The organism is Vibrio ostreae, from assembly GCF_019226825.1.
Taxonomy (GTDB): Bacteria; Pseudomonadota; Gammaproteobacteria; order Enterobacterales; family Vibrionaceae; genus Vibrio; species Vibrio ostreae.
Genome location: NZ_CP076643.1, coordinates 2,820,269 through 2,835,183 on the forward strand (window position 1 = coordinate 2,820,269; position 14,915 = coordinate 2,835,183).

Below are 14,915 nucleotides of genomic sequence, written 5' to 3' on the forward strand. Positions count from 1 at the left end.
GTGGCGACCGAAAGGCGGTCGCCACCCTGCAGCGACTTACAGGCCTTTTTTCGCCAGTTCGTCACGGAAGTTGTCGCGCGTGATCAGGACCACATCGGTGACTTCGACGAATTTTTTCGGTTCAACACCGTCTTTGACCCACTTGTACAGCGATTCAATACTTTGATAGCCGTGCACGTCCGGGCTTGGCAGCAGAGAGCCATAGAAGCCGGTCGGTTGAGATTTAGCCAGTTCGTTGACGGCATCCACACCGTTGATACCGATACCGATCACGTTGTCGGCACCAAAGCCCTGGCCTTCAGTGGCGCGAATGCCACCCAGTACTGTGTTGTCGTTCATGCCGACCACCAGCCACTGTTTCACGTCCGGGTATTGCACCAGCAGTGAGTTGGCCGCATCCAGTGCACCAGGAATGTCATTGGTTTTGGTTGGGACGCGGTAGATTTGTCCGGCCGGGAACCCAGCCGCTTTCAGTGCGGAAATCGAACCATCCACGCGGCGGCGCGCGGTATCGAGTTCATCGGCAGTAATTGCCATTACACCGGTCGTGGCGGCATCCCAGCCACGTTTGGTCATTTCGTTATACAGCTCCTGACCCTGGCGCTCACCGATGGCCGTTGCTGCCATCATCACCAGCGGCACGTCCGTCATTGGCTGGCCTTTGGCGTTAAGAAACTGGTCGTCGACCGTGACTACTTTAAGGTCATAGCTTTTCGCTTTGGCCATGATGGCCGGACCCAGTTTTGGATCCGGGGTGCAAATCACAAAACCTTTCGCGCCTTGTGCGGCCAGGGTATCGATGGCGTTAAGGGTTTTCTCGCCATCCGGCACCGCCATTTTGACCACTTCAAAACCGAGATCTTTGCCTGCTTGTTCGGCGAACGACCACTCAGTCTGGAACCAGGGTTCTTCCGGCTGTTTAACCAGATAACCAAGCCGCAATTCATCATCCGAACCGAAGAACGCATTGGCAGAAGCACTTAACAAGGTCAATCCACTGAGGACTGCGGTAGAGAGTAGGGTTTTTAGTTTCATTGTTATTCCATCCGCTGGTAGGGGTTTGTTTCGCTATCCATAGTTGAGGATTCCGCGCCAGGTTGAAGTGACCAAAATCACACCTAAAGATTGTAGCAATTTTGTCCATTTATTTAGCGGGAGGGAACATGATGCGGATCTCAGTTGCCAGCTTATGGTGCGAAATTGGCGCTCTGACAGGCTGAAAATCACGGCATTTGCGCACTATTGGTGAGCTTTTTATCGCTTGCCCTTTTTTTAAACAACAGCACGCTTTTATCTATGTGGCGTTTTTATCCATATATCTAGCGGTCGTGGTCATGGTTGCCGCAGCGTAGCGGAGTTATAACAAAATAAAAATCCCACCCTACATGGAGTTGTTATGGAGCATTTTGCTACTCAGCCTGCGTATGTCATCGGTCTTGATTTTGGCTCGGACTCGGTACGTGCCTTACTGGTTAACGCGACCAGTGGCGAAGAGGTGGCCTCCGGTGTCACTTATTATCCGCGCTGGATGCAGGGCCTGTATAACCAGCCGGAACAGTCTCAGTTTCGCCATCACCCGCGAGATTATATTGAAGCGATGACGAGCGCGGTGCAGGCAGCGTTGGCCGCTCAACCGGCCGCCGTGCGCCAGGCGGTGGTTGGTATCGGCGTGGACACCACAGGTTCCACGCCGGCGCCGATTGATGCAGATGGCAATGTGCTGGCGCTGCTGCCGGAGTTTGAGCACAACCCGCATGCGATGTTTATTTTGTGGAAAGACCACACCTCGGTGGCCAAAGCGGAGCGCATCAACCAGCTGGCACATAGCGGTGATTTTACCGATTACACCAAATACATCGGCGGCATCTACTCCTCGGAATGGTTCTGGGCCAAAGCCGCCTGGGTCAGTGAGCAGGATGCGGCGGTCGCAGCCCGGGCGCACAGCTGGGTTGAACTGTGTGACTGGATTCCTGCCTTGCTGAGCGGTAACCAACATCCCGATACGCTGCGGCGCGGTATTTGTGCCGCCGGACACAAGGCGATGTGGCACGACAGCTGGGGCGGTCTGCCGGATCAGGCGTTCTTGTCGGCGATTTCACCCACGCTGGATGGCATGCGCGCGCGCATGTTCAGTCAGGTTTATACCGCTGAGCAGCAGGCCGGGCAACTGAGTACGCAATGGGCGGAAACGCTGGGCCTGCCGGCCGGGATTGCTGTGGCCGTCGGTGAGTTTGACTGTCACATGGGCGCGGTTGGTGCCGGCGCCGGCGCGAATGACTTGGTTAAGGTGATTGGTACCTCAACCTGCGACATTTTAATGGTCGATGCCGGAGACGTTGGCGAGCGCACGATTCATGGTATCTGCGGTCAGGTCAAAGGCAGTGCACTGCCCGCGCTGATGGCACTTGAAGCCGGTCAGTCGGCCTTTGGTGACATTTATGCCTGGCTGAAACGGGTCCTGTTGTGGCCACTGCAGAGCTTCGCAGCGCAGCACCCCGGGGCGCAGCAAACCCTGGATGAACTGGAGCAAGCGCTGATCCCTATGCTGTCTGATGCGGCGGCGCAGTATCAGTTTAATCCGCATTCACCACTGGCAATGGACTGGCACAACGGTCGCCGCACGCCTTATGCCAACCAGCGCCTCAAAGGTGCGCTGGCTGACCTTAATCTTGGCTCGGAAGCGCCGGCTTTGTTCGCGGCGCTGGTGGAGTCCACCGCGCACGGTGCCAAAGCCATCGTGGATTGTTTTGTCGATCAGGGCGTAGACGTGGCGCGGGTGATTGCCATTGGCGGTATCTCGCAAAAATCACCCTATGTGATGCAGATGTGTGCCGATGTGATCGGACGTGAGATTGCTGTGGTGCGTTCAGAGCAGTGCTGCGCGCTGGGGGCGGCGATATTTGCGGCGGTCGCGGCCGGGGTATACGCCGATGCGCAGCAGGCGCAACAGGTCATGGCGAGCCCAATCAGTGCCGTGTATCAGCCGGACCCTGAGTTGCAGGCGCTGCGCGCCCGTCGTTATCAGGGCTATCGTCAGTTAGGTCAGCACCTGGAGCAGCTGGCGGAATTTCATCAAGCGCAGGAGCAATAACATGACTCAACAGGCAACTCTCAATCCGGTGCGCCCGCAGGCTGAGCGTCTGCGTAAGCTGCGCCACGAGGTGTGGCAGGCCAATCTGGATCTGCAGCGCCACAATCTGGTGACATTCACCTGGGGCAATGTGTCCGCGATTGACCGCGAATCCGGCTTGGTGGTGATTAAGCCGAGCGGTGTGGCGTATGAAGATCTCAGCGCTGACAACATGGTGGTGGTCAACCTGGCTGGTGACATTGTTGAGGGAGAATTGAATCCGTCTTCCGACACGGCGACGCATCTGGTGCTGTACCGCACCTATGCACACATCGGCGGTGTGGTGCACACCCATTCACCGCATGCCACGGCCTGGGCTCAGGCAGGTAAGGCCATTCCGGCGCTGGGCACCACGCATGCGGATTACTTCTACGGCAGTATTCCCTGTACCCGCGCGCTGTCGAACGCAGAAATCGCCAGCGATTACGAACTCAATACCGGTCTGGTGATGGTGGAAACCCTGGCAGACCAGGATCCGATGGCGACACCGGGCATGATCGTCAAAGAACATGGCCCGTTCAGTTGGGGCAAAGATGCCCACCAGGCGGTGCATAACGCCGTGGTGATGGAAGTGGTGGCGTCGATGGCGCTGCAGACACTGCAGATCAATCCGGCGGTGGAATACATCAATCAGGCATTGCTCGACAAACATTACCTCCGCAAACACGGCGCCAATGCCTATTACGGCCAGGCCGACAGTCATAAAAAATAAGCAGGGAAATAGAATGAAAGTATTTAACGATAAGCAAGTATGGTTTGTAACCGGCTCTCAGCATCTGTATGGCCCGAAAGTTTTGCAGCAAGTGGCCCAGGACAGCGCTCACATCGTGGCAGGGCTCAACGAGTCTGCGGCGATTTCGGTGCCTATGGTAGATAAAGGTACGGTGAAAACGCCGGACGAAATCCTCGCCGTGTGCCGCGCAGCCAATAACGATCCGGACTGTCTTGGCCTGGTGCTGTGGATGCATACCTTCTCACCGGCCAAAATGTGGATTGCCGGCCTGAGCCAGCTCAACAAGCCGTTTTTACACCTGCATACCCAGTTCAATGCCGCGTTGCCGTGGGATTCGATCGATATGAACTTCATGAACCTTAACCAGAGTGCACATGGTTGTCGAGAGTTCGGTTTCATCGGTACCCGGATGGATATTGACCGTAAAGTCGTGGTTGGTCACTGGCAGAATCCGCAGGTGCATGAGCAGATTGATGACTGGTGCCGCGCGGCGGTAGGTATCGCGGTCGGTCAAAGCCTGAAAGTGGCGCGTTTTGGTGATAATATGCGTCAGGTGGCAGTAACGGAAGGCAACAAGGTTTCGGCGCAGATTAAGTTTGGCTATGAAGTCAACGCTTACGGCCTGGGCGAACTGACCGAGGTTGTCGATGCCGTCTCCGAGGCGGATGTGGCCCGTATGCTGGACGAATACGCGTCGAGCTATGCGATGGATGCGGCGCTGATCAATGACAGTGACCTGCGTAAGATTATGCAGCGTGAGGCCCGGCTGGAAATCGGCATGGAACGCTTCCTCACTTCCGTTGGCGCCAGTGCATTCACCAATACGTTCGAGAACCTGACCGGACTGGGATCGCTGCCGGGCCTGGCGACACAGCGCCTGATGGCGAAAGGCTTCGGTTACGGTGGCGAAGGCGACTGGAAAACGTCGGCCATGGTGCACATCATGAAGCAGATGGGTAAAGGCCGCCGTGGCGGCACTTCCTTTATGGAAGATTACACTTACCACTTTGGCGCGACCGATCAGGTGCTGGGCGCGCATATGCTGGAGGTGTGTCCGAGCATTGCCGCGGCGAAGCCTAAGCTGGAAATCCATCCGCACACTATCGGCCTGCGTTGTGATGTACCGCGCTTGTTGTTCAGTGGTGAGCAGGGACCTGCGCTCAATGTGTCGGTGATTGACCTCGGTAACCGCTTCCGCATGCTGGTCAACTGTCTCAACACGGTTGCGCCGCCACAAAGCCTGCCGCATCTGCCGGTCGCGCATGCCCTGTGGCAGCCTCTGCCGGATCTGCAAACCGCGGCGGCGGCCTGGATCCATGGCGGCGGCGCGCACCACAGTGCTTACAGCCAGGCAGTCAGCGTCGAGATGCTGAGCGACTACGCCGATATGCTGGGCATGGAAATGGTGCTTATCGACCAGCAGACCAATCTGCGTCAATTCAAGTCGGAGCTCAAAATGCAAAGTGTGTACTATCGCTTGGCTTCCGGCGTTTAAGTCGTCTGTCCCCTTTGCGTGCAGAGGGGACGCACAAGCACAAAGAGGTAATGCATAGTGAGCGTAGACGAGTCTTGTCGCGAACCCAGCTTTGATATTCATCATCAGTTGTGGACCCTGAGGGTGTCGACAGCCCGTCCGACAGAGTTTCAGCTCTATCACGCCGGGCAGATGCTCTATCAGGGACGACTGGAATTGACCAATAATGGTGAGCAGCTCGATCTGTCGGCGGCGGAGTGGAAATTTCGTCATCGTGCGGAGCGTATCGAGCAGTGGTGCCAGTGGCATCACAGTGACCGTTTGTCACTCAACATGAATTACTTCTTTCATCAGCAATCGGAGCAGCCAGCGGTGGTGATTGAGTATCTGGCGCGTAACAGCATTCCGACTCGGCTTGATATCCGCCATGTCATCCAGCCTGTCACTGCGCAGCCTTCGCCAATCGCGGCGGCCAGCCGTGAGTTACCGGCGCCGTCTTCCCAGCACTGGCAGCGTGCGCGGCATGGCCTGCCGAGTGATTTTATTCGTCAGGCGGCCAAAACCGATCTGTTTCGTGAAGCATTTTCTGCCACCCAGTGGATCGTATTGGAAAAAGTGTGAACTCAAAAATCGCCAAGCTAACAGGCAGCCCCTACACTAGGGAAAAATTCAGCGACTGTTGGTCTATGCAAACAACCGATCCTCTCAAACCTGGCTACAATTTCGATGCACACCTGGTGGCCGGGCTGACGCCGATCATTGAAGGCGATGAACTGGATTACACCATAGATCGTCCCGGCGGTATGAAGGGTTACATTATTAACATCACCAGCAAAGGCGAAGGCACAATCTTTTGCGGTGAACAGATGTTTCACGTGAAACCGGGCGATCTGCTGCTGTTTCCACCCAGCGCTAACCATTTCTATCATCGTAAAACCGACAGTGCATCCTGGTTCCATCGCTGGGTTTATTTCCGTCCGCGCGCGTTCTGGAATGACTGGTTGAGCTGGCAGGAAGAGCGTAACGGCGTGTTCCTGACTCAGGGGCTGGACGCGCAGACGATAGAGCATATCGAAAACCTGTTTGTCGATATTGAATATACCGCCAAGTCGGATATGCCGTATCGCGATGATTTGGCGATTAACCTGCTGGAGCAACTGCTGATCCGCTGTAAAACCGTGCAGCCGGATGTGGTGAGTAAACCGCTTGATCCGCGCATTATCCAGGCGATTAACTATATGACCCAGAACCTCAACCAGGATTTTACTCTGGAGGAGATCGCGGCCCACACCTGTTTGTCACCGTCCCGGCTTGGCCATCTGTTTCGTGATGAAATGAAGATGACCATTACCCAGTGGCGCGATGATCAGCGCATCAGCCGAGCCAAACAACTGTTAGTGACGACTCACTATTCAGTCAATCACATTGGCCGGATCGTCGGTTATTCCGATCCGCTCTATTTTTCACGGGTGTTCAAGCGTAAAGCTGGGGTCAGTCCGAAAATGTACCGCGAGCAAATTACCTGATAAATCTCTCATTATTGCCCTGCTGCCGCGCCGAAATCTGTCCTATAGTATTGCTGTTGGCTGCCACAAGGAGTGCAAGCATGAATCAAGAAGCCCTGATCTCCCGCCTCAATGAATTGCCCCGTATCGAGAGCATCCAGCAGGAACTGCTCAATATGGTTCATCGTGACAATGTCGATTTCAGTGATTTATCGCGCAAGATGTCGATGGATCAGGTACTCAGCGCCAGGGTGCTGCGGATGGCCAATTCGGCCCAGTTTGGCAACGCCGCAAGCAAAGGGGTATCGACCATCAGCGATGCCATTGTCCGTGTCGGCAGTGGTGCGGTGCGCACCCTGATCTCTTCTTCTGTGGTGTCAGGGGTGTTTCCGGCGCTGAAAACACTCAATATCAAAGACTACTGGTCGCATACATTTGAAATAGCCATGATCGCCAGCAAGCTGGCCAAACCGCTCAAACTGGATTCGAATGAGGCCTTTACCACCGGCGTTTTGCATAATATCGGTGAGCTGATGATTCACGCGCTGGAACCGACCAAGGCTGAACAGATTGAACAGCGAGTCCGTCAGGGGGAAAAAGCCAGTGAGGTGCAGCAGGAGTTGCTAGGGGTTGATGCACAACAGCTGGGGGGCTCAGCTGGCGAAAGCGTGGAATTTTCCGCCCGAGATGGCGGATGCCATCGAGCATGTCAATCACCCTGGTCAGGCGGAGCAATCGAAACGTCTGGCGTGTGTGCTTTATCTGGCGCGCGATGTCCATCGCCGCTGGGATTCACTGTTTGATGCGCAGGAAAAACAGGCTTTTCTTGAGCGTCATCCGGCGGTGAAAGCACTTAAGCTTGACCCGCAGTGCTATGTCGTCATCGATCAGGTGCGCGGTCAGGGCGCTGAACTGGCCCATCAGTTGTTCTAGGCTTTTTCTGCCGCCAGTTTACTGCGTTTACGTTTGAACTGCTGAATAACCAGGCCGGTGATGATCAGAACCAGCCCGATCAGTGTGGTCGGGTGAATCTGTTCGTCGATGATGGTGGCGAGTAAAATCAGGGATACAAACGGCGAGACAAAAATCAGGTTGCTGATGCGGGCGGTATTATGGGTGTTTTTCAGTGCGCTCAGCCACAGCACAAAGGTAATGCCCATTTCAAACAGGCCGACGTAAGTGACCGCTGCCCAGCCGCTGGCGGTGATGGCGTTCCAGGCGGCGCCTTCATACAGGCTGATCGCAATCGCAAACGGGATGGCGATAACAAAGCCGAGCAGGACGCCGACCACAGGGTCCGCCTTGTTTTTGGTATTCAGAATCCAGTAGCCGGCCCACAGCAAGGTCGAGATCAGGGCCAGTCCGACGCCGAGCGGACTGTCAAACTGCAGACCCAGTACATCGCCTTTAGTGGCGATCACCACCACGCCGAAATAACTCAGTACGCAGGCAATCCAGTCCTGAACACGGATTTTCTGGCCGAGAAACAGCGCCGCCATCAAGGTCAGGGTGATGGCCCAGCTGTAGTTGATCGCCTGAGCCTGAGAGGCCGGCAGCAGGTCGTAGGCTTTGAACAGAATCAGATAGTAAGCGAGCGGGTTGATCAGGCCAAGCAGCAGGTAATAACCGGGGTTAGCAATCAGAGTCGGGACGATCAGCTGGCGTTTACCCTGCCAGCAGCAGATGGCGAGCAGCGCCAGAGCCGAGACGATACAGGCCACGGTCAGCATCTGGATTGGCGTGAACTGGGCCAGGGTCAGCTTAAACGCGGTGGCGACGGTAGACCAGAGTAATACTGCACTCAGCCCTAATCCCAGGGCACGACCTTCATTCATACAAGTTTCCATTCCATGTTTGCTTAGTCGCTAGTCTAAGCGCGGAATAATGTGCCGACAAACTGGACATTTATCCAGTATCGAAATACTCTTTTTGTCAACAACCCAAAGTAAGTAAACCGTTATTATGCAATGGATTCTCGACAACCTGGAAGCCTGTCTGGCCGCACTGGGCGCCGCTGCCGTGTCTGGTCTGGCCGTCGGCTGGTGGGTCAAACAAAAATATCAGGTTCAGGCCCAGTTGCTGCAACAGCAACTGAGCAGCGAAGCGCGCTGGCATGAGCAGCAAATCACCCAGTTGCAACAATCACTCAGCAGTGCCCAGCAGGAGCTGGAACAGCTCGATCAGGAGCGTGATAAAGCGGAATTCGAATTGCGCCAGTCACACGGCAAAATGATGGCGGTGCTGGAAAAATTGCGTTATTTCGAGGCGATTAAACAGGAACGGCAGCAATACAGCGATGAGCTGGGCCGGCTGCGGGAAGAAAAAGCGCAGCTTGAAGTGCAACTGCATGAACAACAGGCCCGTCATCAGCAGCAACTGGAATCGAGCCAGGAAAAACTGCAGCTGCTGGAGCGCGCCGAAGAGCGCCTCAAGCAGCAGTTTGAACAGCTGGCCAATCAGGTGTTTGAAGCCAAAACCGCCAAGGTGGATCAGCAGAACCGTCAGAGCCTGGATGGTTTGTTGTCACCACTGCGTGAGCAGCTGGACGGCTTTAAGCGCCAGGTGAATGACAGTTTTAACCAGGAAGCGAAAGAGCGCCATACGCTGGTGCATGAACTGCGTAATCTGCAGCGCCTCAATGAACAGATGGCCAAAGAAGCGCTCAACCTGACGCAGGCGCTGAAAGGTGATAATAAACAGCAGGGTAGCTGGGGCGAGGTGGTGCTGGCGCGGGTACTGGCGGAGTCCGGCCTGCGTGAAGGGCACGAATACCAGACCCAGGTCAGCCTGCAAAACGAGGCGGGTAGACGCTATCAGCCGGATGTGATTGTCCATCTGCCGCATGACAAACAGGTGGTGATTGACTCGAAAATGGCGCTGGTGGCTTACGAGCGTTACTTCCATGCCGAGACGGACGCGGAGCGCGATGTGGCGCTGCGCGATCACCTGCTGGCGCTGCGCAGTCACATCAAAGGGCTGGGGCAGAAGGATTATCATCAGCTCAAAGGCATTCAGAGCCTGGATTACGTATTAATGTTTATTCCGGTTGAGCCGGCGTTCCAGGTTGCGATTCAGGCTGACCCGAGTCTGGTCAAAGATGCGATGGAGCACAACATTATTCTGGTCAGCCCGACCACCTTGCTGGTGGCGCTGCGCACGATCGATAACCTGTGGCGTAACGACCGCCAGAACCAGAACGCCAAGCTCATTGCCGAGCGGGCCAGCCGCCTGTACGACAAGCTGCGTCTGTTTGTCGATGATATGGAAGGGCTGGGCGGTGCGTTGGATAAAGCCAATCAGAGTTATCAGGGCGCAATGAACAAACTGGCCAGTGGTCGTGGTAATGCGATTCGTCAGGCGGAGGGGTTTAAACAGCTCGGGGTGGAAGTCAAACGTTCTATCGGCCAGCAGTGGGTCGAAAAGGCTCAGCATGAAACAGATTTCGGGTTAGAAGAAAGACATCAAGCTGAGGATAAAGTAAACTAATCGCCGCAGTTGCAGTTTAGTCGTGAACACGGCTCAAGAGGAAACACAATGACGGATACCAGAGTGCAAACCAATACAGCAGAGAATCAAGAAACCACCCATTTCGGTTTTGAGACAGTAAAGACCGCGGAGAAAGCGACCAAAGTGGCCCAGGTATTCCACTCAGTGGCAGCCAAATACGACATGATGAATGACATGATGTCGGGGGGATTCACCGTCTGTGGAAGCGCTTTACCATCGATTGTTCCGGTGCGCGTCCGGGGCAGCGTATTCTGGATCTGGGCGGTGGTACCGGTGACCTGACCGCAAAATTTTCCCGTATCGTGGGCGAACAAGGTCATGTGATCCTGGCCGATATCAACAACTCGATGCTCAATGTCGGCCGCGATAAGCTGCGTGACCGCGGTATTGTCGGCAACGTACATTATGTGCAGGCCAATGCAGAAGAACTGCCGTTTCCAGATAACTATTTTGACTGTATCACCATCAGTTTTTGTCTGCGTAACGTGACTGACAAAGACAAAGCGTTACGTTCTATGTACCGCGTACTCAAGCCGGGCGGTCGTCTGCTGGTACTGGAGTTCTCCAAACCTCTGCTCGATCCGCTGTCGAAAGTGTATGATGCTTATTCATTCCACATTCTGCCGAAGATGGGCCAGTTGATCGCTAACGACGCCGATAGCTACCGTTATCTGGCGGAGTCGATTCGTATGCACCCGGATCAGGAAACCCTGAAAGGAATGATGGAAGAGGCCGGTTTCGATAATGCCAGCTATTACAACCTGACTGGCGGGATTGTGGCTCTGCACCGCGGTTACAAATTCTAAGGACCGCTTATGCCGTTTGAACCTTTAGTTACGGCGGTGATCGAATCATCGCTCAATACTCTGATTCATGATGATCCTGAACTCGAACGCCGCCTTGCCCGCCTTAAGGGGCAGGTGATCCAGGTTCATCTCAAAGAACTGAATAAGACCCTGACCTTTATCTTCAGCCAGCAGATTGATGTGCTGGCTAACTATGAAGGTGAGCCGGACTGCTATCTGTCGCTCCACCTCTCGGTATTGCCTGAACTGCGTGAGCAGGCCAACATTACCCGTTTGATTAAACAGGACAAACTGGTGCTGGAAGGCGACATTCAGCTGGCGCAGAAATTCTCCCAACTGATGACCGACTGTAAGCCGGATCTTGAAGAATGGCTGTCACGTGTCACCGGTGATGTGGTTGCCCACGGTCTGGTGCAAGGGGTGAAAAATGTCGGCGCTGCATTGCATGCCCGGATCAGCAAACATCAGAATCACCTCGGCCAGGTGCTGACCGAAGAGTGGCGTGTCGCTCCGGCTGCGCTCGAGATCGCCCATTTCTGCGATCAGGTTGATGATGTCAAAAGTCAGGCTGCGCGCGTTGAAGCCCGTTTAGCCAAGTTGTTGGAACGAGTATGACCCTGGCCGAAGTAAAGCGTTTATACCGGATTATCAAAGTCCAGCTTGAGTATGGTCTGGACGAGTTCCTGCCTGATCATCAGTTGGCTCGGGTGCCACGTCTGGCGCGTAAATCGATGTTCTGGATTCGTAACCAGCATGCGGATAAACCACTGGGTGAACGGCTGCGTCTCGCGCTGCAGGAGCTCGGACCGGTGTGGATCAAGTTCGGTCAGATGATGTCGACCCGACGTGACCTGTTCCCGCCGCATATTGCCGATCAGCTGGCCCTGTTGCAGGATAAAGTCGCGCCGTTTGATGGTGCACTGGCCAAGCAGCAGATGGAGAAAGCCCTCGGCGGGCCGCTGGAAACCTGGTTTGATGAGTTTGATATTGAACCGCTCGCCTCGGCCTCGATTGCCCAGGTACACACTGCCAAGCTCAAGTCCAATGGCCGCGAAGTGGTGCTGAAAGTGATTCGTCCGGATATTCGTCCGGTCATCAATGCCGATCTGAAACTGATGTACCGTCTAGCGCGTATTCTGGCCCGGGTTACACCGGAGGCTCGCCGCCTTAAGCCGGTAGAAGTGGTGCGTGAGTACGAAAAAACGCTGCTCGATGAACTGGACCTGCGCCGTGAAGCCGCCAATGCCATCCAGCTGCGGCGTAACTTCGAAGGTAGTGATGAACTGTACGTGCCGGAAATTATTACTGAGCTCAGTAATAAAACTGTCATGGTTTCTGAGCGAATATACGGCATCCAGGTTTCAGACGTTAACCGTCTGCAGGCCAATGGTACCAATATGAAACTGTTGGCTGAGCGTGGTGTAACGGTGTTTTTCACCCAGGTTTTCCGCGACAGTTTTTTCCATGCCGATATGCATCCGGGCAATGTGTTTGTCAGCCCTGAGCATCCGGACAATCCGATGTGGATTGGTCTTGATTGCGGTATTGTCGGCACCTTGAATGCCGAAGATAAGCGCTATCTGGCCGAAAACTTCCTGGCGTTTTTCAACCGCGACTACCGTAAAGTTGCTCAGTTGCATGTTGACTCCGGTTGGGTTCCGCAGGATACCAATATCGATGAATTCGAAGTGGCGATTCGCATTGTGTGCGAACCGATTTTTGCCAAACCGCTGTGCGATATTTCGTTTGGCCATGTATTGCTGAATCTGTTCAACACTGCGCGTCGCTTCAATATGGAAGTGCAGCCGCAGCTGGTACTGCTCCAGAAAACGCTGCTCTACGTAGAAGGTTTAGGGCGTCAGTTGTATCCGCAACTCGACCTGTGGCAAACCGCCAAGCCGTTTCTGGAAAAATGGATGATGAACCAGGTCGGCCCGCAAGCGGTGGTGAATGCCATCAAAGAAAAAGCGCCGTTCTGGGCAGAAAAACTGCCTGAGTTGCCTGAGTTACTGTATGACAGTCTCAAGCAGGGCAAAAATTTGAATACCCGCATGGAGCAGTTTTACCAGGGCTACCGTGACAGTAAGCGCCAGCAGGCGACGGGTAAGTTTTTATTTGGTGTTGGCGCCACTTTAGTCGTATGCTCGGCAATATTGCTGTCCAGCCACTACGAGCAATGGGCGGCAGGCGGTGCGATTGCCGGCGTCGTATTTTGGCTGTTGAGTTGGCGAGCTTATCGTCAGTAGACGTTAATCTCTTGAAATATTTGTGTAACTAATAACCCGAGGTAAAGAAAATGGGTGGGATCAGTATTTGGCAACTTCTTATCATTGCCGTTATCGTCGTCTTGCTGTTTGGTACGAAGAAACTGCGTGGTATCGGTGGCGATCTGGGTGGTGCGGTGAAAGGCTTTAAGAAAGCCATGTCGGAAGATGACCAGACAACGGCGAAGAAAGATGCCGACTTTGAACCAAAGAATCTGGAACAGCAGAAAAGCGAAGCGGCTGCTGCTGAGACAAAGAAAGACAAAGAGCAGGCCTAAATCGTGTTTGATATCGGTTTTTGGGAACTGGTATTAATTTCTGTCGTGGCTCTGGTGGTGTTAGGTCCGGAACGTCTGCCGACAGCCATTCGCAGCGTGGCGAAATTCGTTTCGTCCGCCAAGAACATGGCCAACAGCGTCAAAGATGAACTGGCTCATGAACTCAAGGTGCAGGAGCTGCAGGAAAACCTGCGCAAGGCGGAACAGATGAACATGAAAAATCTGTCGCCAGAGTTGCAGGAATCGGTGGATACGCTTAAGCAGGCTGCGCGTGATGTGCAGCGTCCTTACGCTGCGCAGGCGCAGAGTGAAGCGGCGTCATCGGATGCCGAGCCTGTTGTGAGCAATTCTGCTTCAGCCGAGCCGTCCAACACGGCAGAAAAGAAAGCCGACTAATTACTCCGGCCAAGCACTGCCGATGGCAGCTGTCAGGTCCGGTTACATGAGGTTTCAATGTCTTCAGTCGAACAGACTCAACCGTTGATCAGCCATTTGTTGGAGCTTCGTGATCGCCTGCTGCGTTGTATCGCAGCGGTGATCGTGGTGTTTGTCGGGCTGATTTATTTTTCGAATACGATTTACGAATTTGTCTCGCGGCCGCTGGTGGATCGTTTGCCGGAAGGGGCGACCATGATCGCCACTGATGTGGCGTCGCCGTTTTTTACTCCGCTGAAACTGACGTTGATCGTCGCGGTCTTTATTGCGGTACCGTTTATTTTGTACCAGGTGTGGGCATTTGTTGCGCCGGGCCTGTATAAGCACGAACGCCGCCTGATTTTCCCGCTGTTGCTATCCAGCTCGCTGCTGTTTTATTGCGGTGTCGCGTTCGCCTATTTCGTGGTTTTTCCGCTGGTGTTCGGTTTCTTTACCGCTATCTCGCTAGGCGGGGTCGAGTTTGCGACCGACATCGCCAGTTATCTCGACTTCGTTCTGGCGCTGTTTATGGCGTTCGGAGTCGCGTTCGAGGTGCCGGTGGCGATTATTTTGCTGTGCTGGACGGGTGTCACGACGCCAAAAGAGCTGGGAGAGAAGCGTCCGTATATTATTGTGGCGGCATTCATTGTCGGCATGCTGCTGACGCCGCCGGATATGGTATCGCAGACGCTGCTCGCCATTCCGATGTGTCTGTTGTTTGAAATCGGTCTGTTCTTTGCCCGTTTTTACACCCGCAAAGATGACCAGCAAGAGGATGCGGAGCAGGAGTGATTTAGCCTGTCA

Annotated in this window: 13 protein-coding genes and 2 pseudogenes; 13 read left to right on the forward strand and 2 right to left on the reverse strand. The window is 54.5% G+C overall.

The features are described 5' to 3' along the window. Nucleotides 1–36: 36 nt before the first annotated feature. Nucleotides 37–1,035, reverse strand: a complete 999-nt coding sequence (locus tag KNV97_RS19105; RefSeq protein ID WP_136487288.1) for an arabinose ABC transporter substrate-binding protein — start codon at nt 1,033–1,035, stop codon at nt 37–39. Between the two features lie 361 nt (nt 1,036–1,396). On the opposite strand from KNV97_RS19105, the gene KNV97_RS19110 reads away from it, so the two are divergent. The 6 genes and pseudogenes from KNV97_RS19110 to KNV97_RS19135 all read left to right on the forward strand — a co-directional run bounded on the left by KNV97_RS19110 (nt 1,397) and on the right by KNV97_RS19135 (nt 7,775). Further along, nucleotides 1,397–3,091 (forward strand): ribulokinase, encoded by a 1,695-nt coding sequence (locus KNV97_RS19110; RefSeq protein WP_136487289.1) that lies wholly within the window; start codon nt 1,397–1,399, stop codon nt 3,089–3,091. Nucleotide 3,092: 1 nt separating this feature from the next. Then, nucleotides 3,093–3,842, forward strand: coding sequence for an L-ribulose-5-phosphate 4-epimerase (locus KNV97_RS19115; protein ID WP_136487290.1), 750 nt, complete (start codon nt 3,093–3,095; stop codon nt 3,840–3,842). Between the two features lie 13 nt (nt 3,843–3,855). Further along, nucleotides 3,856–5,358, forward strand: coding sequence for an L-arabinose isomerase (gene araA / locus KNV97_RS19120; protein ID WP_136487291.1), 1,503 nt, complete (start codon nt 3,856–3,858; stop codon nt 5,356–5,358). Nucleotides 5,359–5,415: 57 nt separating this feature from the next. Further along, nucleotides 5,416–5,958, forward strand: coding sequence for a hypothetical protein (locus KNV97_RS19125; RefSeq protein ID WP_218562585.1), 543 nt, complete (start codon nt 5,416–5,418; stop codon nt 5,956–5,958). A gap of 65 nt (nt 5,959–6,023) precedes the next feature. Further along, nucleotides 6,024–6,863: an arabinose operon transcriptional regulator AraC gene (gene araC / locus KNV97_RS19130; protein WP_136487293.1), complete on the forward strand. Its 840-nt coding sequence runs from the start codon at nt 6,024–6,026 to the stop codon at nt 6,861–6,863. 80 nt (nt 6,864–6,943) lie between these two features. Beyond that, nucleotides 6,944–7,775: pseudogene (locus tag KNV97_RS19135) on the forward strand (HDOD domain-containing protein). On the opposite strand, the gene KNV97_RS19140 reads toward KNV97_RS19135, so the two are convergent. Beyond that, a complete protein-coding gene (locus KNV97_RS19140) occupies nt 7,772–8,677 on the reverse strand; it encodes a DMT family transporter (protein WP_136487295.1) in 906 nt (301 codons plus the stop codon). The pseudogene KNV97_RS19135 and the gene KNV97_RS19140 overlap by 4 nt on opposite strands. Nucleotides 8,678–8,804: 127 nt before the next feature. On the opposite strand from KNV97_RS19140, the gene rmuC reads away from it, so the two are divergent. The 7 genes and pseudogenes from rmuC to tatC all read left to right on the forward strand — a co-directional run bounded on the left by rmuC (nt 8,805) and on the right by tatC (nt 14,903). After that, the gene (gene rmuC, locus KNV97_RS19145) at nt 8,805–10,328 is read left to right on the forward strand and encodes a DNA recombination protein RmuC (RefSeq protein WP_218562586.1); all 1,524 of its coding nucleotides are present in this window, start codon (nt 8,805–8,807) and stop codon (nt 10,326–10,328) included. Nucleotides 10,329–10,376: 48 nt separating this feature from the next. Next, a pseudogene (gene ubiE / locus KNV97_RS19150) lies at nt 10,377–11,155 on the forward strand (bifunctional demethylmenaquinone methyltransferase/2-methoxy-6-polyprenyl-1,4-benzoquinol methylase UbiE). 9 nt (nt 11,156–11,164) lie between these two features. Beyond that, complete coding sequence (locus KNV97_RS19155; protein WP_136487298.1) at nt 11,165–11,770, forward strand: ubiquinone biosynthesis accessory factor UbiJ; 606 nt, start codon at nt 11,165–11,167, stop codon at nt 11,768–11,770. Further along, nucleotides 11,767–13,401 carry a ubiquinone biosynthesis regulatory protein kinase UbiB gene (ubiB, locus tag KNV97_RS19160; protein WP_218562587.1) on the forward strand — a complete coding sequence of 545 codons (1,635 nt, stop codon included), beginning with the start codon at nt 11,767–11,769 and terminating at the stop codon, nt 13,399–13,401. The genes KNV97_RS19155 and ubiB overlap by 4 nt, the downstream gene beginning before the upstream one ends. Nucleotides 13,402–13,451: 50 nt before the next feature. Then, nucleotides 13,452–13,697, forward strand: coding sequence for a Sec-independent protein translocase subunit TatA (tatA, locus tag KNV97_RS19165; RefSeq protein WP_136487300.1), 246 nt, complete (start codon nt 13,452–13,454; stop codon nt 13,695–13,697). 3 nt (nt 13,698–13,700) lie between these two features. After that, the gene (gene tatB, locus KNV97_RS19170; protein ID WP_136487301.1) at nt 13,701–14,093 is read left to right on the forward strand and encodes a Sec-independent protein translocase protein TatB; all 393 of its coding nucleotides are present in this window, start codon (nt 13,701–13,703) and stop codon (nt 14,091–14,093) included. A 57-nt stretch (nt 14,094–14,150) separates the two neighbouring features. Then, on the forward strand, nt 14,151–14,903 hold the full coding sequence (gene tatC / locus KNV97_RS19175) for a twin-arginine translocase subunit TatC (RefSeq protein WP_136487302.1): 753 nt from the start codon (nt 14,151–14,153) through the stop codon (nt 14,901–14,903). Nucleotides 14,904–14,915: the final 12 nt, after the last annotated feature.

What these genes read in the sequence shown, in the direction of transcription:
- ubiB (WP_218562587.1), top strand. Translation starts at nt 11,767, where the DNA reads ATGACCCTGGCCGAAGTAAAGCGTTTATACCGGATTATCAAAGTCCAG.
- araC (WP_136487293.1), top strand. Translation starts at nt 6,024, where the DNA reads ATGCAAACAACCGATCCTCTCAAACCTGGCTACAATTTCGATGCACAC.
- tatA (WP_136487300.1), top strand. Translation starts at nt 13,452, where the DNA reads ATGGGTGGGATCAGTATTTGGCAACTTCTTATCATTGCCGTTATCGTC.
- rmuC (WP_218562586.1), top strand. Translation starts at nt 8,805, where the DNA reads ATGCAATGGATTCTCGACAACCTGGAAGCCTGTCTGGCCGCACTGGGC.
- araA (WP_136487291.1), top strand. Translation starts at nt 3,856, where the DNA reads ATGAAAGTATTTAACGATAAGCAAGTATGGTTTGTAACCGGCTCTCAG.
- KNV97_RS19155 (WP_136487298.1), top strand. Translation starts at nt 11,165, where the DNA reads ATGCCGTTTGAACCTTTAGTTACGGCGGTGATCGAATCATCGCTCAAT.
- KNV97_RS19110 (WP_136487289.1), top strand. Translation starts at nt 1,397, where the DNA reads ATGGAGCATTTTGCTACTCAGCCTGCGTATGTCATCGGTCTTGATTTT.
- tatC (WP_136487302.1), top strand. Translation starts at nt 14,151, where the DNA reads ATGTCTTCAGTCGAACAGACTCAACCGTTGATCAGCCATTTGTTGGAG.
- KNV97_RS19115 (WP_136487290.1), top strand. Translation starts at nt 3,093, where the DNA reads ATGACTCAACAGGCAACTCTCAATCCGGTGCGCCCGCAGGCTGAGCGT.
- KNV97_RS19140 (WP_136487295.1), bottom strand. Translation starts at nt 8,677, where the DNA reads ATGAATGAAGGTCGTGCCCTGGGATTAGGGCTGAGTGCAGTATTACTC.
- KNV97_RS19105 (WP_136487288.1), bottom strand. Translation starts at nt 1,035, where the DNA reads ATGAAACTAAAAACCCTACTCTCTACCGCAGTCCTCAGTGGATTGACC.